This is a genomic window from Cytobacillus depressus, assembly GCF_008923245.1.
In the GTDB taxonomy this organism is placed as follows: Bacteria; Bacillota; Bacilli; order Bacillales; family Cytobacillaceae; genus Cytobacillus; species Cytobacillus depressus.
On sequence record NZ_WBOS01000006.1, the window covers coordinates 114,232 to 134,525 of the forward strand.

General features: G+C 35.0%; 27 protein-coding genes. 20 read left to right on the forward strand and 7 right to left on the reverse strand.

All coding sequences use genetic code 11. The features are described from left to right. Positions 1 to 34 precede the first annotated feature (34 nt). Positions 35 to 700 (forward strand): 3D domain-containing protein, encoded by a 666-nt coding sequence (locus F7731_RS14905; RefSeq protein ID WP_151535573.1) that lies wholly within the window; start codon positions 35 to 37, stop codon positions 698 to 700. Between the two features lie 697 nt (positions 701 to 1,397). Next, complete coding sequence (locus F7731_RS14910; protein WP_151535574.1) at positions 1,398 to 1,580, forward strand: hypothetical protein; 183 nt, start codon at positions 1,398 to 1,400, stop codon at positions 1,578 to 1,580. Positions 1,581 to 1,626: 46 nt separating this feature from the next. Here F7731_RS14910 and F7731_RS14915 read toward each other — a convergent pair whose 3' ends face one another. Then, a complete protein-coding gene (locus tag F7731_RS14915; RefSeq protein ID WP_151535575.1) occupies positions 1,627 to 1,815 on the reverse strand; it encodes a hypothetical protein in 189 nt (62 codons plus the stop codon). Positions 1,816 to 2,097: 282 nt separating this feature from the next. Here F7731_RS14915 and yiaA point away from each other — a divergent pair, with 282 nt between their 5' ends. From yiaA to F7731_RS26515, 3 genes are all read left to right on the forward strand, one after another. Next, positions 2,098 to 2,568 (forward strand): inner membrane protein YiaA, encoded by a 471-nt coding sequence (yiaA, locus tag F7731_RS14920; RefSeq protein ID WP_151535576.1) that lies wholly within the window; start codon positions 2,098 to 2,100, stop codon positions 2,566 to 2,568. A gap of 207 nt (positions 2,569 to 2,775) precedes the next feature. Then, positions 2,776 to 3,483, forward strand: a complete 708-nt coding sequence (locus F7731_RS14925; RefSeq protein ID WP_151535577.1) for a DNA alkylation repair protein — start codon at positions 2,776 to 2,778, stop codon at positions 3,481 to 3,483. A gap of 150 nt (positions 3,484 to 3,633) precedes the next feature. Continuing rightward, a complete protein-coding gene (locus tag F7731_RS26515) occupies positions 3,634 to 3,786 on the forward strand; it encodes a hypothetical protein (RefSeq protein ID WP_170289710.1) in 153 nt (50 codons plus the stop codon). Positions 3,787 to 3,924: 138 nt separating this feature from the next. On the opposite strand, the gene F7731_RS14930 is transcribed toward F7731_RS26515, so the two are convergent. After that, complete coding sequence (locus F7731_RS14930; RefSeq protein ID WP_151535578.1) at positions 3,925 to 4,473, reverse strand: flavodoxin family protein; 549 nt, start codon at positions 4,471 to 4,473, stop codon at positions 3,925 to 3,927. A gap of 303 nt (positions 4,474 to 4,776) precedes the next feature. Between F7731_RS14930 and F7731_RS14935 the strand changes: the two genes are divergently transcribed. Continuing rightward, entirely contained in the window at positions 4,777 to 4,998 is a 222-nt protein-coding gene (locus F7731_RS14935; protein ID WP_151535579.1) for a hypothetical protein, read from the forward strand. Between the two features lie 139 nt (positions 4,999 to 5,137). On the opposite strand, the gene F7731_RS14940 is transcribed toward F7731_RS14935, so the two are convergent. Next, the gene (locus F7731_RS14940) at positions 5,138 to 6,067 is read right to left on the reverse strand and encodes a substrate-binding domain-containing protein (protein ID WP_151535580.1); all 930 of its coding nucleotides are present in this window, start codon (positions 6,065 to 6,067) and stop codon (positions 5,138 to 5,140) included. 175 nt (positions 6,068 to 6,242) lie between these two features. Here F7731_RS14940 and F7731_RS14945 point away from each other — a divergent pair, with 175 nt between their 5' ends. The 3 genes from F7731_RS14945 (at position 6,243) to modB (ending at position 8,970) form a co-directional block, all read left to right on the forward strand. Further along, positions 6,243 to 7,352 carry an ABC transporter ATP-binding protein gene (locus F7731_RS14945; protein WP_151535581.1) on the forward strand — a complete coding sequence of 370 codons (1,110 nt, stop codon included), beginning with the start codon at positions 6,243 to 6,245 and terminating at the stop codon, positions 7,350 to 7,352. A 135-nt stretch (positions 7,353 to 7,487) separates the two neighbouring features. Then, positions 7,488 to 8,309: a molybdate ABC transporter substrate-binding protein gene (gene modA / locus F7731_RS14950; RefSeq protein WP_151535582.1), complete on the forward strand. Its 822-nt coding sequence runs from the start codon at positions 7,488 to 7,490 to the stop codon at positions 8,307 to 8,309. Then, positions 8,290 to 8,970, forward strand: coding sequence for a molybdate ABC transporter permease subunit (gene modB / locus F7731_RS14955; RefSeq protein ID WP_151535583.1), 681 nt, complete (start codon positions 8,290 to 8,292; stop codon positions 8,968 to 8,970). Before modA ends, modB begins: the two co-directional genes overlap by 20 nt. A 340-nt stretch (positions 8,971 to 9,310) precedes the next feature. Here modB and F7731_RS14960 read toward each other — a convergent pair whose 3' ends face one another. Further along, positions 9,311 to 9,646, reverse strand: coding sequence for a L,D-transpeptidase (locus F7731_RS14960; protein ID WP_151535584.1), 336 nt, complete (start codon positions 9,644 to 9,646; stop codon positions 9,311 to 9,313). 490 nt (positions 9,647 to 10,136) lie between these two features. Here F7731_RS14960 and F7731_RS14965 point away from each other — a divergent pair, with 490 nt between their 5' ends. The 9 genes from F7731_RS14965 (at position 10,137) to F7731_RS15005 (ending at position 16,263) form a co-directional block, all read left to right on the forward strand. Beyond that, a complete protein-coding gene (locus tag F7731_RS14965) occupies positions 10,137 to 10,841 on the forward strand; it encodes a hypothetical protein (protein WP_151535585.1) in 705 nt (234 codons plus the stop codon). Between the two features lie 146 nt (positions 10,842 to 10,987). Beyond that, on the forward strand, positions 10,988 to 11,485 hold the full coding sequence (locus F7731_RS14970) for a hypothetical protein (protein ID WP_151535586.1): 498 nt from the start codon (positions 10,988 to 10,990) through the stop codon (positions 11,483 to 11,485). 115 nt (positions 11,486 to 11,600) lie between these two features. Further along, positions 11,601 to 12,104, forward strand: a complete 504-nt coding sequence (locus F7731_RS14975) for a hypothetical protein (RefSeq protein ID WP_151535587.1) — start codon at positions 11,601 to 11,603, stop codon at positions 12,102 to 12,104. Positions 12,105 to 12,643: 539 nt separating this feature from the next. Then, on the forward strand, positions 12,644 to 13,237 hold the full coding sequence (locus F7731_RS14980; protein ID WP_151535588.1) for a YdeI/OmpD-associated family protein: 594 nt from the start codon (positions 12,644 to 12,646) through the stop codon (positions 13,235 to 13,237). A 279-nt stretch (positions 13,238 to 13,516) separates the two neighbouring features. Further along, a complete protein-coding gene (locus F7731_RS14985) occupies positions 13,517 to 14,014 on the forward strand; it encodes a GNAT family N-acetyltransferase (RefSeq protein WP_151535589.1) in 498 nt (165 codons plus the stop codon). 15 nt (positions 14,015 to 14,029) lie between these two features. Further along, entirely contained in the window at positions 14,030 to 14,623 is a 594-nt protein-coding gene (locus F7731_RS14990; RefSeq protein ID WP_151535590.1) for a GNAT family N-acetyltransferase, read from the forward strand. Between the two features lie 165 nt (positions 14,624 to 14,788). Next, the gene (locus F7731_RS14995; protein ID WP_151535591.1) at positions 14,789 to 15,556 is read left to right on the forward strand and encodes a phosphotransferase; all 768 of its coding nucleotides are present in this window, start codon (positions 14,789 to 14,791) and stop codon (positions 15,554 to 15,556) included. 192 nt (positions 15,557 to 15,748) lie between these two features. Beyond that, positions 15,749 to 15,979, forward strand: coding sequence for a hypothetical protein (locus F7731_RS15000; protein ID WP_151535592.1), 231 nt, complete (start codon positions 15,749 to 15,751; stop codon positions 15,977 to 15,979). A 56-nt stretch (positions 15,980 to 16,035) separates the two neighbouring features. Next, a complete protein-coding gene (locus F7731_RS15005; RefSeq protein WP_151535593.1) occupies positions 16,036 to 16,263 on the forward strand; it encodes a hypothetical protein in 228 nt (75 codons plus the stop codon). A 412-nt stretch (positions 16,264 to 16,675) separates the two neighbouring features. Here F7731_RS15005 and F7731_RS15010 read toward each other — a convergent pair whose 3' ends face one another. Then, positions 16,676 to 17,164, reverse strand: a complete 489-nt coding sequence (locus F7731_RS15010) for an Lrp/AsnC family transcriptional regulator (protein ID WP_151535594.1) — start codon at positions 17,162 to 17,164, stop codon at positions 16,676 to 16,678. A 207-nt stretch (positions 17,165 to 17,371) separates the two neighbouring features. Here F7731_RS15010 and F7731_RS15015 point away from each other — a divergent pair, with 207 nt between their 5' ends. After that, on the forward strand, positions 17,372 to 18,295 hold the full coding sequence (locus F7731_RS15015) for a DMT family transporter (protein WP_151535595.1): 924 nt from the start codon (positions 17,372 to 17,374) through the stop codon (positions 18,293 to 18,295). A 103-nt stretch (positions 18,296 to 18,398) separates the two neighbouring features. Here the strand turns inward: F7731_RS15015 and F7731_RS15020 are convergent, their stop codons facing one another. Both F7731_RS15020 and F7731_RS15025 read right to left on the reverse strand, forming a co-directional pair. Next, positions 18,399 to 18,815: a DUF1284 domain-containing protein gene (locus F7731_RS15020; protein WP_151535596.1), complete on the reverse strand. Its 417-nt coding sequence runs from the start codon at positions 18,813 to 18,815 to the stop codon at positions 18,399 to 18,401. A 286-nt stretch (positions 18,816 to 19,101) separates the two neighbouring features. After that, on the reverse strand, positions 19,102 to 19,617 hold the full coding sequence (locus F7731_RS15025; RefSeq protein ID WP_151535597.1) for a DUF2269 family protein: 516 nt from the start codon (positions 19,615 to 19,617) through the stop codon (positions 19,102 to 19,104). A 361-nt stretch (positions 19,618 to 19,978) separates the two neighbouring features. Between F7731_RS15025 and F7731_RS26735 the strand changes: the two genes are divergently transcribed. Beyond that, positions 19,979 to 20,290: a hypothetical protein gene (locus F7731_RS26735; protein WP_212031195.1), complete on the forward strand. Its 312-nt coding sequence runs from the start codon at positions 19,979 to 19,981 to the stop codon at positions 20,288 to 20,290. Positions 20,291 to 20,294: the final 4 nt, after the last annotated feature.

Below are 20,294 nucleotides of genomic sequence, written 5' to 3' on the forward strand. Positions count from 1 at the left end.
TTCAAAAGTTAGATAATACATAGGAGGTTATTAAATGTTAAAATACTTATATTCATCGATTGCAGCAATAACCATCTGGTGTTCCATCGGAGCTGCCGCCCAAGCGCAGGAAGTAGTTGTAAACAAAGGGGATACACTTTGGGCAATTGCCAATAAACATAATGTATCAGTCCAAGAAATAAAAAAATGGAATGGGCTATCTACAGATGTTATCCATCCAAATGATAAACTTGAAGTTTCTCCAGAAAAATATTACATAGTTGAATCCGGTGATACACTCTGGAATATTGCTAGAACTAATCGCGTTCCCTTAAAAGATCTAAAAGAATGGAATAACTTAAACTCTGATCTGATTAGACCAGGATTAAAGCTCATTATTTCTCAAAATTCAGCTGCTCAAGGAAATTTGCCTAAATCCCTCTCTGTAACGGCAACCGCTTATACTGCTTACTGTGAAGGCTGCTCTGGTATAACTAAAACAGGAGTTGATTTAAGAGCAAATCCGGATCAAAAAGTGATCGCGGTTGATCCCGAGGTCATCCCGTTAGGATCAAAGGTTTTTGTTGAGGGTTATGGTTATGCAACAGCTGAGGATATTGGCAGTGCCATTAAAGGGAACAAAATTGATCTGTTTATTCCAACAACAGAAGCAGCTCTTCAATGGGGTAGACAGCAAGTAAATGTAACGATAGTAAATTAAATAGCTAGACAGATACCAGAAATTAAAAAATCCATACTCTTACCATTAAATTAGGACCACTAGTATTGTGGTCCTTACTTAATGGTATATATAGTTAATTAATGTATACAATGATTTTTAATAAGGGGATATTTTCATTCCTCACTACAGTTCGTAGTCATCTATTCTGTCGTTTCTTCCTAGAGGCTAAAATGTCTTTTCAGAAATCATACAAAATGCCTTTATAAGATTTTGAAAACATTGTATCCTCGCGTTTTCATCGAGTAAATAAGCATTAAAAATTTCATTTTCTAACATTGAAATGATTCTCGAGGTCACATCTTCCCTATGCGAGCCTCTCCCTTTATAGTTACCAAGATGGTCTATTATTTCTCTTTCATAGTATTCGACAGTTCCAAATAATACAGTCGACAAAGTATCCACCCCCAGAACAGTACGATAAATCAACTTCAAGCTATTAATTTACTTTCATCAAAATCTACTTCTATTAACCAGTGAATATTATACTTTACCATTCAGCAATGATGATCATACGATTTTAAAATGGGGAATTCAATACTATTTCTCTTCATTTAACAAAATGGTTAATTTGGTTATGAATGCCATTAACTTTTAATAATAATGAAACATTAATGTTCTCCTTGAAATCTTAATGTGTGATACATTTTATTGGAACCAATATTTTAGGAGACTAAATATGATAAAAAGTAGTTGTCCCATTCAGCAAAAGATAGATAAGCTAATTCAAAAAAGTAAAGGAATAAAAGTAGAACTCGATAACACACCGTATGAAGATGATAAAAAGTTTAAATATCTGCTAAAAACACTCTTAGAGGTTCATAGGGAAATGGATCAGACTAGGAAAGACGTGACGAACTAAGGAAAGGTACCTTAGTCAATGGGAATGTGATTGCCTTGTATTTAAATTAAATTTGTACTTTGAGAACGAGTTCTCGAAGGAGAATTCGAGGAAGCCTGGGCTGCCAGTCATTCGAACTAACTACTAGAGTGGCTGCTCCTAAGGCAGTTCTTTGAATACCCGCAAATAAATTGGCTATTTCAAACACGGCCAATGGTCCTTTTTCACCAACAATATCCCTTTCTTGTATCCTCAATTTTGTATTCCAAAAATTTTTCTCCATGTTGTTTATTTAAGGTTACTCCCCCAAAAACTCGTATAGTTTCTTACAAAATGAATTAATTGTCGGAGATCCGAAGTATCAATCGAATCGGCAGGCTGAAATTAGCGAAATCAAGTTGAGGCCTCAAAACCTAAATGGAAATAAAAATAAAATTATATATTATTTGTAAGGAGTTTCTATATAATAGATGTAGGCAGGAGCACTACAGTGCATCTGGTGCTTTTATTAGATTTCGAGATGGGGGCGAAACATTGAATGTCTAATGATAATGAAGATTTATTAGATAAAGGAAAACAAAATAATACAAAAGTGAAAGAAGAAAGGAAAGAGGGAGAACCGACTTCAGCCTTCAAGGGAGCTTCTTGGGCAGCGCTATTAATAGGTGTTACCTCTTATCTCATAGGTTTGTATAACGCAAATATGCAACTGAATGAAAAGGGATATTACTTTGCTGTTTTAGTATTCGGTCTTTATTCGGCGATATCTTTACAAAAAGCAGTTAGGGATAAAGATGAGGGAATACCAGTTACTAATATTTATTATGGAATTAGTTGGTTTGCACTTATTGTATCTATTTCATTAATGGCCATCGGTTTATTCAATGCAGGAAGTATTGTTTTGAGTGAAAAGGGATTTTATGGTATGGCATTTGTTCTTAGTTTATTTGCTGCTATAACGGTTCAAAAGAATATAAGAGATACACAGAGGTCAAGGGAAAAAGATTGAGTTCATGCATTTTTATCGAAACTGAAATTTATTAACTTGATTTTACACCATCGGGCGCTATCCATTATTAAGGATATCCGCCTTTTTTATTTAATTAAAGGTCACAATAATTGAATAAGATTAGTGGTAAAATTGAGAGAAGGATGGAAGACTTGATAAAGAATATAAACTAATGGGTATTAATTTTAAGGAAGGAAGTGCAAAACTATGGATTTTGGAACAGTTATGCAGGAGCTTGAAGCCCTCGGTAAAGAACGAACTAAAAAAATGTACATATCCAATGGTGCACACGAGCCGCTTTTTGGGGTAGCTACAGGTGCTATGAAACCAATCGCAAAGAAAATAAAAATAAATCAATCTTTAGCTGAAGAGCTTTATGCCACAGGGAACTACGACGCCATGTACTTTGCAGGTATTATTGCAGATCCAAAAGCAATGACTGAGTCGGATTTTGATCGTTGGATGGATTCTGCCTATTTTTATATGTTATCCGATTATGTGGTAGCAGTAACTTTAGCGGAAGCAGATATTGCACAAGAAGTTGCTGATAAATGGATTGCAAGCGGTGACGAGTTGAGAATGTCAGCGGGCTGGAGTTGCTACTGCTGGCTTTTAGGGAATCGCAAAGACAATGAATTTTCCGAAAGCAAAATTTCTGCCATGCTTGATATGGTGAAAAATACGATTCATGACTCGCCAGAACGAACGAAATCCGCTATGAATAATTTTTTATATACCGTAGGGATATCCTATTTGCTGCTAAATGAACAGGCAGTCGGTACCGCGAAGGAAGTAGGAATAGTAGAAGTCAAACGGGACAAGAAAAAAAGCAGTTTCCTAAACGCTTACGAAAGTATTCAAAAAGAAATTGATCGAGGGAAGCTTGGTTTCAAACGCAAATATGTAAGATGTTAAAAACTAACCTATCGGCGACGGGATGGAAATTTCAAAAGTAAAGAAATAAAAAAAGAAAATCTGAGGACTTTAAGATCTAGCAGCCAAAACAGGCAGCTTTCTCGTGTTTAAATAAAGAGGCCAGGTTTGAACAACATTGGAGGGAACACTTTGAAGTGGAAAGTGAATAAAAATAAGAAAACTATATTGTTATTAATCATCATTATTTTTTTCATTGCTGGTCTACTTGATATTAAATATGAAGGGTTATTCTTTCAACTCTTACCAACATCCATACAGTCATATTTAGCTGATATTTTGTAATATACAAGGAAAAGTGTTCGGTTAATTGGATGACCTGTAAAATGGAAATCATAGAATAGTTTTTACTATTTAAAGGTTTGACCAAAAAAGAATAGGTCTGCATTCGAATTTCATGCAAACCTATTTTGTTTTTTAATTCTATTCGTTTTCAGTTAATTTTTTTCGAAGTTGAGTAGCTGCGAAAATTGCCTCTTTGTCTTGAATTACTTCTTCAGGTTTGTTTCCACTTCCAATAATATAACCGGCAAACTCGATTCCCATAAAATCAAAAATGTAATTAAATTGCTGAATCATTGGCAGTCCCTTTATACGAGGGGCGTCTCCTCCAACAGCAATAACAAATGCTTTTTTTGAAGCCATTTTATTCTTGAAATCAGGATATTTAGGATCCCTTAAGGTTTGTGACCATCGATCGATAAAGTTTTTCATTGTTCCTGACATGCTATACCAGTAAATCGGGGTAGAGAATATAAATATGTCATTTAGAAGAATCTGTTCAATGATGGAATTATAATCATCATTTCTTTCCTGAAATCCATCTTTTGAATGCCGCATATCTATAATTGGCTCGATATTATATTCTTTTAAGTAAATCTTTTCGGCAATTATATCCTGAATTACGTAGTCTGTCAGCATCTCCGTATTGCCATTAGGACGGGTCCCTCCATAAATTACTGCAATTTTCATCTATCATTTCTCCTTTCGGCTATTTACAGTATTGTCTAGTTGATTCTTTATTACTTATCTTATATTTCATTTGAAAATCGTTAAAGATACTTCTTTTGATTAGTTCAATCGAAAAAAGCGATTGCAAAAAGCTGCAGGGTAAGTTTCTACAATAAGTAGGGCAGTTTCATATAGTAGGGCATCTCATCAAATTTTAATGATCTTATTATGTTTGTCTCATTTAAGGAGTCTATCATTATAAACAAGGAACAAGTTACTGACTTATAAAAAGATATTAAATAAAAATGTTGGAGGTTGTTTACTATGATGACTAATTTTAATATAGAAAAAACATTATTTAAAAACCAATTCGCTGAAAGATATCAGTTTATATTAAATTATAAAGGAAATGATTTTAAAGGTCTTTATCATAATGGAGAGATTACGTGGTTTCATCCTCAACCTATAAATTATCTTAAGGAAAAACATTTAGACAAAATCGAATCTAAAGTTCAAAAGAAAATGAAAAAACAATTATTACATTAAATAACATTTATAAAGCGAAAAAAACTACCCTCTTGAAAAAAATCAAGGGGGTAGTTTTTTTACTTTCTTATTTACAGAATATCAATACTTTCCATTTACTAGGTTATATATTAAAAAGGGTTTTTATCACTTTTCCCACTTAGGATTCAAATATAATCTTCCCTGTAACACTGAGATCGTATCCATTTAATTGTTCTAATTGAGAGCGATATTCTTTAGAGCTAACGGCCTCTTTAATTACTTTAAGCAATTGCAAGTTTTCTTTTGTTTTTAAAATGACTAGATCATATTGCTCCTTGATTAATGGAATGAAGTCCACATTAACCATTTTTGCGACGTTTTCAATTCCTACACCTGCATCAGCTTGCCCACTAGCCACGGCTGAAGCTACGGAAAAATGACTAGTCAAGTCATTTTCATAACCCCTTAGTGAATCTGCAGAGATACCATGTATTCTCAGTTGCTCGTCTAGTAAAACCCTTGCTCCTGACCCTTTTTCACGATTCACAATCGTAATCTGCGACTGAGCTAAATCACTCCAGCCTTTTATGTTCAGAGGATTTCCTTGTTTTACATAAATCCCTGCATTTCTACAAACTAAATTAATGAGTATAAATGGCTGACTCACCAATAGACGCTTGACATAGGGGAGATTATATTCACCTGTATCGCCATCATACAAATGGACACTAACAATGTCGCATTCCCCATTATACATGGATACAAGACTGTTTAAGCTACCATTATATGATCTTAAAGGAGTAAGGGATGTATGTTTTTCAATATATTTACTTAACATATCTAAAACGACGTCCTGGCCACTAATTACTACTTGTTTATTATTATTTTGAGACACCTTATTCTCCGCTGAAAAATAGTTATCTTCCTGAACAATACCTGTTCTATTTTTCGATTTATATCTTTCAAGATCCTGTTGGTCTACCCTCATTTGTCTGCCAACTCTAAAAGCCACAAGCTCCTCTTTTTTGATTAAATCATAAACGGTCAATTTCGATATCTTCAGTAATTGTGAAACCTCTTCAATTGTATATGATGAGTTATTATTCATGCGATCACTCCTCATTTATTATAACTTCATTATTTAATATGGGGAATTTGTTTTTAAAAGATAAACTCTTAATCACGTTATATTATAATAGGTTATAAATAACTATAAATGATATTACCTTGTAATGTGTGCATGATGACATTAATCTAAATAACAAGATAAAGGATTGAGAGTTATGGCTGATTTAAAACTACAACACATATATAAAAACTACAATAAAAATGTATTAGCAGTAAAAGATTTCAACCTTGATATTAAAGATAGGGAATTTATTGTTTTAGTAGGGCCTTCAGGTTGCGGAAAATCTACGATATTACGCCTTGTAGCTGGTCTAGAAGATCTCTCACAAGGCGATATTATCATAGAGGGAAAACGTATGAACGATGTTGCGCCAAAAGACCGTGATATTGCGTTTGTTTTCCAAAACTATGCCCTTTACCCACATATGAACGTATATCATAACATGGCATTTGGATTAAAAAGTCGTAAATTCCCAAAGGATGAAATTGATCGCCGTGTCAAAGAGGCTACTCAAGTTCTGGGCCTTGAGGAATATATGAATCGTAAACCAAAGGCTCTTTCAGGCGGGCAGCGTCAACGGGTAGCATTAGGGCGTGCCATCGTTCGCGATGCAAAAATATTTCTAATGGATGAGCCATTATCAAACTTAGATGCAAAGCTTCGTGCGCAAATGCGTACGGAAATTATTAAACTGCATCAACGTTTACAGACAACCACTATATACGTTACCCATGATCAAACAGAAGCCATGACTATGGCAACGCGCCTTGTTGTGATGAATAATGGTGTGATTCAGCAAGTGGGGGCTCCTGAAGAAATATACGAAAAACCTGAAAATGTGTTTGTTGGAAGCTTTATCGGCTCACCTGCCATGAACTTTTTTACCGGTATCCTGTCAAAGGGCAAAATGCATATTGGGGATGTTTCTATCGTACTCCCGGAAAGAACGAATCAAAGTCTTCACGAACAGGGGTATGCAAACAAAGAAATCACATTGGGGATCCGTCCTGAAGATTTTCGTGATGAATTTGCATTCATTGCAACTTCTTCCGGTTCTATTATCGATGCGAAAGTAGAAGTAAAGGAGCTCTTGGGAGCAGAAACTCTTATTTACTCACAAATCGCGGGTCAACCATTTATTGCTCGACTCGATGCCCGATCGGATATCAAGCAAGAACAAATCCTCCCTCTAGCAATGGATATGAATAAAGTGCACTTTTTTGATTGCAAAACAGAAAATCGGATTTCTTTAGATGGTGAATAGAAAAAATGAATCGATGTCTATTTCCTATGAATGAATTTTCTAAAAGGTGTGATAAAAATCATTTCTTTTTATAACTGGTTATATTAAGATATAACTAGTTATAAATAATTATATTTACACAGTTGAGGTGAAAACATGCAAAAATGGTTTAAGTTGGTCAGTATTCTCTTATTATCACTTATGATGGTAGTGGCTTGTTCGAATAACAAGGGCACAGACCAAGGTTCAGGCAAGGAGGAAACAAAACCGGCAGCTGAAAGCCAGGAAAAAGTTGAATTAACCATTTCAGCAGCTGCTAGTTTAAAAGATGCAATGGATGTGATTCAACATACATATCAAGAAGATCATCCCAATGTCACTTTGGATTTCAACTTTGGAGCCTCTGGTTCTTTACAGCAGCAAATCTCACAAGGAGCGCCGGTTGATCTATTTTTCTCCGCAGCGGAAGATAAATTTGATTTATTAGTTGAAGAAGGATTAATCGCTAAAGAAGATGGAGTGGACCTTCTTGGAAATTCACTCGTATTAGTTGTCCCAAAAGGGGATCAATCTATTAAAGGTTTTGAAGAACTTGCAACAGCGGGCTTTGATAAAATTTCAATCGGAACCCCTGAAACAGTGCCTGCGGGAAAATACGCAAAAGAGTCTTTTGAAAAGATGGGCATATGGAAAGATGTAGAGCCCAAAGTCGTTTATGCAAAAGATGTCCGTCAAGTATTATCCTATGTGGAAACTGGTAATGTAGGCGCCGGAATTGTATACAAAACAGATGCATTGACTTCTGATCAAGTAGAAATTGTCGCAACTGCAAAACCGGACACACACACTCCGATTATTTATCCTGTCGGGATCATTAAGGACTCTAAGCATTACGAGGCAGCAAAAGAGTTTTACGATTATTTACTAAGCGATGCTGCATTAAAGGTCTTTGAGGAATATGGATTTACTACTAAATAAAGATTTCATGCAGCAATTTTTGAGTCCAATCTGGCTATCTTTAAAAATAGCTACTCTATCTAGTGTTGCCGTTATTATAATTGGAACATTGGCAGGACGATTTTTAGCTAGAAAGCCTTTTAAGGGGAAAGCCATTTTCGAGACGATTCTTATGCTCCCAATGGTGCTCCCTCCGACAGTTGTTGGATTTTTTCTTATTGTCGTCTTCGGAAGGAATAGTATGATTGGACAGGCGATCGAATGGATTTTTAAGCAGCCCATTATTTTTACCTGGTGGGCAGCTGTTATTGCTTCAATCGTTGTTGCATTTCCACTGATGTATCAGTCCGCAAAGTCGGGATTTCAAGGAGTCAGCCTTGATATTGAAGAAGCAGCCAGGATCGATGGAGCAAATGAATGGAGAATTTTCCTGTTCATTTCTATCCCCCTGGCCTCAAGGGCCCTTATTTCGGGAAGTATACTAAGCTTTGCACGGGCATTGGGTGAATTCGGTGCTACTTTAATGTTTGCCGGTAACATTCCGGGAAAAACACAGACAATCCCTACAGCGATTTATATAGCGATTGATTCTGGTAATATGAAAATGGCATGGATGTGGGTGATTGCTATCGTCGTGATTTCCTTCCTGATGCTGCTGACTGTTCGGGGAAAACAAGAATGATATGTAGGAATTAATTTTTTTTCACCAAAAATAAATACGAGTTTCATGAACGCTGGATAACAACCCTTTAATATGTTGTCCGGCGTTTTTTTTATTTCCACCCTGTCCTTTTCTTGAAACTTACATATATGAAGAGTGAGAGCAGTGAGCAAATGGAGATTCCAGATTGGTCGGCCTGCTAAAATCTGCTTGATGGAGCTTGCATTTATGAAGGAGTATGGGCGGTTTGCGGATTTGGTTGGGTGAGCGGGCAGGAATTAGAATGGAAAGGGTGAATGAATAGTGTTATAGAATAAGATTTTCGAATATTAGTAAAGTAAAACGAGTGGGAGTTACAGAATCATTTTTGAATAACAACAGGAGTGCCAATCGAAACCCTAGATGATAAATCTAGAACATCGTGGTTAAACATTCTAATACACCCATGTGAGACATTCTTACCGATGGAGGCTGGGTTATTGGTTCCGTGGATTCCGTAATGGGGTTTGGACAAACCCATCCAAAGCACTCCAAAAGGTCCGCCGGGATGAGGTTGTTTATTGATAATTGTATAAGTCCCGGAAGGTGTGGGGGTCAACATTTTTCCAATCGCAATGGGATAAGTTTTTAAAAGCTTATTTCCATCAAACAGTTTTAATTGATGCTTTGACGTCGATACGTTAATCCACTTTGCCATGAAAAACACCCCACACTTTTTTGAACAGTGTATGAAATACAGGGAGTGTTTGTGACATACAGGAGATGCGACAAGCTTTTAAGTTAATTGGAGGAATGGGTGATGAATGCAGAGGAAGTAAAAGAAGCACTCATCGAATGGGAAAACTTAAGAGCCAATAAGGAAAAACGAAATATATGAGGCAAGAATGAAGGAGCTTCGTGACCAGCTAAGCAATTTGCAAGGTGAGAGGAGATTAGGCCGGGAGGAAGGTATAACGATTTGGATGGAAAAGAGAGATGGAAGACATCAAGAATTGTAGGTCAAATTAATTAGCATAATTCATACTTATCTTGGAGGGCAAAAAAGTGATTACTAAAGCAGATATAATAAATCAACCTCCTTCGGGACAATACAAGGAGATAGGTTTTAATATTGGCACTCATTTATTGTGTAGTGAGTTAGCGGCATAAGTTTACACGTTAGGGAACACTAAAATGAGGTGTTGTCTATGAAAAGAAACATTATCTGGCTATTGGTAATTTTTCTTCTTGTTATGCCTAATAATGCTGAGGCAAAAGTAGAAGAATATAAAGTCGTTTCAGAGTTACCTGAAGAAAATATCATCTTATATGCTAAGAAAAAGAATGGATTATTTCAAGATTTCCGTATTCACTTTAAAGGAGAAACATACTTCCGACCTTTTTGGATGAATGTTACAAATCCTACCTATGCTCCAGAGCTATTTTACGAAGACATAGACAAAGATGGAAAGAAAGAATTAATCATAACTTTAACGAAAGGATCCGGTTCTGGTGTACGAGTTGAAGAAGTTTATGTCTATAGGTATTCCAACGGATTAATTGATATTCTTGTTGATAATCCTTTAGCAATCATCTATAAAAACGTAAAAACAAAATTAACTTCAGAAAAAGCCGAAATTATTGTGGGCGACAAAGTATCTATTGTCGATACTAAATCTATAGAACCTTCGCATTTATTTGAGGATATAAGTTTTGGCAGCATTATTGATTATGAAGTAATTAACAAAAATCTTATGGTCAGAGTAAGCGGTCAAATCACTCCTGCAATGTTTGTTGGAGATTTTATTATAGTTTATGAATACTGTAATAAAATGTATCAAGCGAAAACAATTGATTTTATACCATATTTTTCAATTGATACAAATCCTTTTTACGGTCCAGTAAAACATTAAGTGAATATTCATCTACCGGGGTGCTTTGATCCAAGAAGGATTCATGCAATTTTGTTGAAGTTATTAAACTAGCAGCTTGTTATCGAATTTCCATATTTCTTAGGGACATACCTATTACCCATCAATATCTTAGGGGGTTAGCGGTGTTGAATGAAATAATTGAAAAAGTGAAAAGAGGACTTAAAGGAATTGAAATCGGATATTTTGATACAGGTCAAAGCTTTGAAGAGGCAGCGTATTACAACTATTTTAGTGATCCAGATAAGGAAACACGTCGCTATGCGATTGCTGTATTTACAGTGTATTTAGGAAATTGGTATAGCCTTTGCAGTTTTCCATTTATTAATGCAAAGTCTGATTTGGAAGAGTTTGTTAAAGCATTTATAGAGAATCACCAGCAAATCGAAAAAGACTTCCCTATTATGCATGAATATATCATTTCATTTTTAATTAAAATTAAAGAGGAAAATAGTGAAAAGTATACTTACTCGACCTTCGAAATTGCCAATGAACTACACGAGCTTCTAGAAAGGGAAGTATTAATACCTAAACAATCATATGTAAATAAACGCACACCAATAAAGTATTTCTTGAGAGAAATTAGAGTGAATCCTTTTTTTAAGACTGATTTTCTTGAAGAGTAGTGTAAAAGGTAAACTTACAATATACGAAGTTTATGATTTGAAGGATATAATCCGTATTAAAAAATGCGAGTTTAACTAAAAAGTATGACAATTAATGATAAAAGGGGGGAGAAATTTGAGCAAAAAACAGAAAACTATTTTTGTTATTTCGTTATCAGTAAACGCACTTTTGATAGTTTGTTTGGTTATTGGTTACCTGAAAATTAGCTTAGTTCATAAAGAGTTATTCTACTCAGAGGTACAATATAAACTAGTTGAACTTGATGGTTTAATAGAGCACCAAAAAAAGGATGATTGGTCCGAACCCAATTTAGTTACGACCCAATTAGGCGATGTTTTAAACGGATTAGAGGTTGCAACGAATAGTGGTAAATACTCAGGCTGGCTTTCAAACGATGAACGGATGACTATGGAGCGTCTGAATGCTGCATTAAGACAATACCCTCATGATGAATTGTATAGGTTTAGTGTATTAACCCAGAGTGACAAAGATAGTTTTGAAGATTTACAAGCATACCTTCAAAATATAGGCTTTGGAATGAATATGACAATCAGTAACGATTGGAAGACCTTTATCAATAAGTCAAAAAAACTGCTGGTTCTTTTCGAATATAATTAAGATGCTAATTACAATGTTATTTTTTTTAGAAATAAAAGGAGTGCGAAATGCATTCCTTTTTTCCTGTTATTAGATTGAGGGTCGCCCCTAATAAGTTTGACCCTAACTACTGTTATTATTGCTTCCTTAAGGCAAGTTGGTGTTATTAAAATATGTATAGTAAAATTTACATAAAAATAATTTATCGCAGACTAACGGGCTGTAAGACTCCCACTTCAAGAAGTTGATAAAGCAAAAACTTCTAAGTGGGAGATCCAACAGCCCGTAAAGGCCCGACGACGGACAGGATGTCCTAGTCAGGCGAAAGCCACAGGACGTGGCGCGACTTGAGCGTGATAAGTTCAACTAACATTCAGTGGGGGATGAAAGAAAACCCCACTGAATGAAGTTTCACTTTATTAAATGGAAATCTGTGAGGATTTTTGTTTGAGAACATTATGGCCATACTGCGAAGGAACGATCAAATCAGATCCTATGGTTGATATATATTTAAGCAAAGCTAAACAGAAGAAAGAAGATTATAAATGAGGTGTTCTTTTATGACAAAAAGTACAATGAATCCCAAGGTTGATGAATTTTTAAGTAAAGCGAAAAAGTGGAAGGAAGAATATGGGAAGTTGAGAAATATCGTTCTTGACTGTGAGCTGACCGAAGAATTTAAGTGGATGCATCCTTGTTACACGTTCGAGAAAAAAAACATCGTTTTAATACATGGATTTAAAGAATATTGTGCGCTTCTGTTTCACAAAGGTGCCTTGTTAAAGGATGCCCATGGGATTCTTATCCAACAAACGGAGAATGTACAGGCAGCCCGCCAGATTCGGTTCACCAATGTTCAAGAAATAGTTGAAATGGAAAGCATATTGAAAGCCTATATTAATGAGGCTATTGAAGTGGAAAAGGCTGGTTTGGAAGTGAATTTTAAAAAGAATACAGAAGTCACCATTCCAGAAGAACTTCAAAATAAATTCGATGAAATGCCTGCCTTGAAAACTGCTTTTGAAGCATTGACCCCTGGGCGGCAAAGAGCATACATTCTTTATTTTTCTCAAGCCAAACAATCCAAAACCCGAGAGTCAAGAATTGAAAAATATATGCAGCATATTCTTGATGGAAAGGGATTAAATGATTAGTACATTTTATTGCAATGTCTATTTAAATCATAAGCTAACTTAACCGCTTCGCATGATCGTAAGAAAGGTGGTCAGCCAAAAATATCCTGGTTTTATTCATAACTAGCATATTTTTGGTTTTTTAACATTCAATATACATATTGCTACAATCAACATTTTTTAGTTGCCAAATACAAGTATCAAAATGGTAGTTTAGCAGAAAAGGGATTTTAAAGAATATTACCGAATAGGTTGAAAGGAATGAAAAAAAGTCGCTACAGGAAGTACAGGGGGATTTTTATGTTAATAAGAGAGATACATATTGACGATGCAGAGAATTTTATAAATCTTATTAAAGATGTTGAAGCTGAAGCTGATTTTATGCTTATGGGCGCTGGTGAAAGAAAAACCACTCCTGAACAGCAACGGAAACAATTAGAACGTATGGAACATCAAAGTAACTCAACCATATTTGTTGCAGAAGAAGAGGGGAAGTTAGTAGGTTACTTGATAGCTATAGGTGGAAGTGCTAGGAGAACGCAACATTCCGCTTATCTTGTTATTGGAATATTAGAGAATTTCAGAGGTAAAGGGATTGGGACCGCCTTGTTTCAGAATTTGGAAAAATGGGCAATGAATCATAATATTTCACGATTGGAACTTACAACAGTCACTCAAAATGAAGCGGGTGTAGCGCTGTATAAGAAGATTGGATTTGAAATAGAGGGGACAAAAAGAAACTCACTTATTATAGATGGCAAACCTTATGATGAGTATTTTATGGCAAAATTATTATGAGTTAGAGGTGATTTAATGGAGATTGAAAAAATATTTGGCAATTTACCTACATTAGAAACAGAACGTTTGTTATTAAGAAAAATAACATTAGAAGATGTTGAAGATATGTATTCCTATTGTTCAAATGAAGAAGTATCTAAATATGTTACTTGGGATACACATCAAAAATTATCAGATACTAAAGAGTTTGTTGAATTTGCACTAAACCAATATGAGAATAGAAAAGTTGCTCCTTGGGGGATTGAGTATAAAGAAAATGAAAAGTTGATCGGAACGATTGACTTTGTTTCGTGGCAAGTACAACACAATGTTGCTGAAATCGGATATATCATTTCTCAAGATTATTGGGGAAAGGGGATTGCAACTGAAGCAGCAACTGAAGTGATTCAATTTGGCTTTAATCATATGAATTTGGTTCGTATTCAAGCAAGGTGTTTTGTAGAAAATATCGGTTCAGAACGAGTAATGAAAAAAACAGGAATGTCTTTTGAAGGGATTCATAGAAAAGGGATGTTTATAAAGGGAAAGCATCAAGATTTAAAAATGTACTCTATATTAAAAGAGGAGTTTTCCGCTATTCATAAACCAAAAACAGGAAATGGGCTGTAATGATTAAGCAGCTTACATCTTGGTTGAAATTTAGTATGTGGTAGAACAAAGCGAACTGAAAGAGGCATAATATGGACATTCATAAGATAATGAAAGAATTAAATAATAAAGAAATCATTCACACAAGTGCCGTCGAGTATGAACAATTAAAGGGGGGTACCGTTAGTGAATTGTATCTTCTGTACGAATGGTGGGGCAAGATATGTCGTTAAGTCGAATGAACCGCAAGTTCTGCAATCTGAGGCGAATTTTCTTACTAGTTACAAGGACTTAGATTTATTACCGCGTCTTCTCTATGTTGAACCATCAAATCATTATATGGTTTATACATTCATACCTGGTTCTACAAAGTATGTAAAACAAAATAAACAGGAAGTGCTAAAGACACTTGTGCAAGGACTGATTAACCATTACAAGGCCGTACCTAATAATATTGGTTGGGGATGGGCAGATGAATTAACAGCTTCTTGGCAAAGTTTCCTTTTGGATCGAATGATGGAAGCAAATAAGATTTTAGGTCCATATTTAGAAAAAGACGATTATCCCTTTATGTTAAACCTTGTTAAAAGTTCAAAAATGAATAGTACCGATAAAGAGCCCTTTTTATTGCATGGGGATTGTGGAGTGCACAATTTCATCTTTAATAATGGCCAATTAAGTGGTGTGATTGACCCGACTCCTGTGATCGGAGACCCCCTTTATGATTTAATTTATGCATTTTGTTCTTCCCCGGATGATTTAACGAAAGAAACGATCATTTCAGCAGCGAGTCACTTACGAATTAATGAAAGCATAAGTGAACGATTGTTATATGAGGAAGTCCTTATTGGATTATTTCTTAGGATAGCAACCTGTATTAGACATCATCCGCGTGATTTAGATGGCTACCTGAAAGAATGGAACTACTGGAAAGATATAATAAAAGAAACATAAAAACTACTTAGCTTGAAGAATATGAGATCGCGATGGCAGTCCTTCCTATTTTCATATAAAGATCTCGTGTATTATGGAATTATTAACCCAGCAGATTGATAGATTAGTCTGCTTATACGTAATCGTTCCGTTTTCACGTTGGAAAATTTCATCATTAAATGTTTGCTAATCATACATAAGGAGGACGGCAAAATGTTTCATAATAACTATAAATCTAAACAAAATAGTAGGGCAGAGATATTAATGGCTGGTCAAGCGCTCTCATTTAAACTTGACGAAAGTGAAACAGTTACACTAATGGAGAAATTAGAAGAAGTATCATACGACTTTAAAAAGTTGGATGCTATAAAGTTATTTCATCCAGATGGGAGATTAAAATCAATTATTAATCCGTTACAAATATCAAGAATTTGGTTTTCTTGAAAAAGTGCTCTTATTTCACTAAGGGGCTACGTTAGAACATCATTGAAGGGAACATTTTGAAGTGGATAGTTAATAAAAATAAGAAAACGATATTGTTTGTAATCTTATTTATTTTTTTCATTGCTGATATTAAATATGAAGGATTAGTCTTCCGAAGATTACTAGCATCTGTACAGTCATATTTAGCTGATATTTTATTGGATAGCTCTTATACAGATTATTTCGTAGCAAGATATCGGTTTATTCTTACTATATATTTGGCTGGACTTGCCGCACTTGCTTAAGAATTTGATCATTTTTCGGGATGCTTTTGAAGAGGACTAGCCTGTAAAAGTTGGCTAATGAAAGATGAGTATGAAGCTTGTTATCAAGAATAATCATCTTGGTCGAACGAAACAGGTTGCTTGAGTTATAAGAATGGAAAATAAAACATTAAAAAATGCTAATAGTAAATTAGATGAAAATGTATTAAAATAGCTTCCTAGTAAACTGAGTGAGCTCCATAATAACGGCCACATCGGCGAATGTTTCGAAAGGAACTGTCCGTTATCGATGTTCTAAAGGCCATTTCAGGGATTAGCCCGAGAGGAAGTGTCCGTTACCAAAGTTATAATGGACACTTCGTCAACTTGCCTGAAGTGAAATGTCCATTATCAGTGCGACAATCATTCCTACAACCCACATTAAAAATTCACATTACAAATGACCCTCTCCCCGTATCGGCAAAACAGTAGAATACTTAATTTCCCGTAGTGCCAAGCTCGTTTGAATCCGTGTGATGCCAAGTCCGTTTAATTTTCTAATAAAGCTTTCAAGCTCCCTGCGGTCTTTGCTTACCACTTTAAGCAGATAATCATATTCTCCCGTTAAGCAGTGACATTCCAACACCTCTGGCATCAGCCCCAATTCCTTCTCAAGGGCTTCCAGCTTTTCCACATGATGAATATTCGTACTCACAAAAATAAAAGATAATAAATCAAATCCCAATTTGTCTTGATTTAATATGGCAACGTGATCATTGATATACCCTTCATTTTCCAATCTTTTTATTCTTGTATGGGTAGCAGGCGGAGACAAATTCACTCGTTTCGCAATTTCAGCATTGCTAATCTGTGCACATTTTTGCAGAATATCTAAAATTTGAATGTCGACGTCATCAAGTATTTTACTTATGATACTTTCCAATTCCTTATCCCCCTTAAAGTTCTTCTGAGATTCCGAAAAAAATATCGCGCAAACAAAATAAAATTTTGCAGATTCTATTTTTTGCTTTTGATTTTTTCGTATTTATTCAATTATACAGAAATATATACTGAAATGAAGTTAAAAATGTTAAGATTATTTACAAAATAAAAAGTAAATCAAATGTACGGGATAAGGGAGGGAAAGGAAATGTCGAGTAAGTATTATGGACTGCTGCTTCTAACATGTTTACTATGGGCGGGGAACTTTGTTGTTAGTAAGTCGTTAGTGGAACATGCTACACCGATGACTTTGACAACTTTAAGGTGGATCATTGCGGCCGTATGTTTGCTGCCTCTTGTATGGTGGAAGGAAAAAAGGATTTTACCACCACGAAATGCTATTCTTCCATTGTTCCTCATGGGAATAACAGGTGCTGTGCTATTTAATCTTTTTCAATTTCTAGCATTAGCACACACAACGGCGACAAATGTTGGGTTAATATCGACGTTAAATATGATTTCCATTGCTGTGTTTTCAGGTATCTTTTTAAAGGAAAAAATGAATTTGTTACAAGTTTTTTCAATGATTTTCTCACTATTTGGTGTCGTTCTTGTACTGACAAAAGGAAAAATCAGCTATTTGCTAGGATGGGATTTTAATACTGGAGATTTATGGATGATTGTGGCTGTAGGTGTATGGGGAATATATACTGTTTGCAGCAAATGGGCCATGACAAAGACCTCATCCTTAATGTCAGTTTTGTATTCTGCTATTTTTGGTCTGATCATTCTTTTACCAATGAACCTCACTGATTTTACTATTTCGAATATCAATCCGGCTTTCGTCGGGTCCATCTTGTATACAGGAGTAATCTCAACAGTTCTTTGCATGGTTCTCTGGAATATATGTATTCAAAAATTAGGATCCACTACTTCTGGGATTTTTCTGAATTTTAATCCGGTCTTTACTTCCATCTTAGCTTTTTTTATATTAGGCGAACAGATGACTTGGATGCAGGGAATAGGCAGTACTATTGTAATTATAGGCTGTTATTTATTCTCATACTTTAAAGGAAAAGTGAATGCAAAACGAGAAATATTTGTATCGAGCAAAGCTTTCAAAGTTAACTAACTTAATGAAAACCACTTCTAATTACCTGTTATTTATGGTTTTTTGCGTAGTTATTATGACTTTTTCCTCCCAAAACGGAACCCGTTATATAAAAAGGAAGGGCTTATTTTATTTTCCTTAAGCCCTTCCCTTCATGGATTTCCTGAATGCCTTCCTCGCAAACTCCATATGAACGCCAAGAACATGTTTCACACACAATTTGAATATCGGACGGAACGACAAATTTTCGAATGTGAGACTCAATGTTTTTCCACTGCAGAATTTGTCCGATTTTAAGCCCTAATTTCTCTAGAATAGCGGCATCTCTTTCATAAATATGGTCGTCTTGGCAGTGGTATTTACCTGAGTTGGGGTATTTTTCACACAGCTGATCAGGTCCCTTAATGATTTGAATTAACGTTTCGGGGTCATTACTTAAGTTTTGATGCAAATGCGTCATATTTTCCACATATTCTTCGGAATAGCCCATGCCTCGATAGCCAAGAAGGCAAAAAAGATGATGACCGCGCAGCTTATACATAACTTACCCCCCAGTTTGCAGATTCAAAATCCATAAGTTAACCAAAAATATCTTTAGTTAACACATTTTATTAATCATATCATCACATCTGAATTAATAGAACTTTTTTTGAGGGCTGATCCCTTGGCTAGAAATGGTGCCTGGATATGGCCATTCGTTACCGGCGGGAAAAAGGACGGAAGGGGGATGGCGATATCCCGTTCCTCCTCATTTTCACTCAAAGTCTCCGGGAACCAGCCCGTGCTGAATAGGAATGCAAGGAAATGTTATCGTTGCAACTTTAAACTCAGGCATTTAACTTTTGTTGAAGCTTCTTCTTTTTCCATGGTTTTAAATACGAAATGATGAAAATAAAAATAGTAACAGCTACTTGAAAATATACTGCAAATTGTCGGATTTCATGATTTTTAATAAAAATAGGATTGCTTAAAGCCAATTCTTTTTGCGTTTCTAATAATTCCATATTTGACATCATCAACTTGTCCACTATAAAAATCCCAACAATGGTCTGAACAATAAAAAGAATAAATTTTACCCCAACCCATCGATGCTTAAAAAATCCCCAATTCGTAAAAAATCCGTAAATGAAACCTACTAATAAAGTTCCGATTGCCCCCCAGCGAATAATATGATCACTGATAATGATAATGTTTTTATATCCTAGATAAGATTCATCATAATTTGTAAAGTTAATATGAAGATTCAATGCTACTGAACTCAAAATCCCTCCAAAGAATAATACTACTAATAAAACGTGAATAATTTTTAACCATCTCATTCCTATCGGACCTAATTTTTTCAAGCTTATTCCTCCAAAATGTTTATTGCTGTCTCTGTTAGTCACACCACCTATTGTAATACTGGAAAAATAAATTCAATATATTCTGAGGTCGTAATTATTGCTACGGCTGTGGTCTTATTTTTCTTACTCTAGTAAAGGGGATAAGAAAGGAAATTGGTTTGAAATAACATTTTTGGAACCTGAAATGTTAAAATATAGGAAATGGCGTGGGGAGATTGGGTATATTTAAATTTGCTTATTTCATTTTTTATTGCTATTAATATTTATTTATTAATTGAAAAGAAGTTAAAAGTGAAAGAACGATTTTAGGTTTTTTCATGCTCGGAATAACGCGATAAAAATATGGGAGTGAGTGAACTCTATGGAAGAAATAATTTTTTTGATTATTTTTACGATTCCTCTTTATCTTGTTTTGATTTGGACCTATTTTAATCCTGAGGAAAGTATATTGTTCGGAAAAAGGTGGATGTATAAAGAAGAACAAGAGCTATCTGAAGAAGTCATCCGCTATACTAAATTCGCATCACTTATAACGATCATCGGATTACCTATTATTCTCATAAGTTTCATCATTGAAATTTCCATTTTCAGATTAATAAGTGTAGTTACATTCTTTTTAGTGTTAATATTTGGGGCACTTAAAATATTCACTATTGATAATGATTCGAAATGAAGGA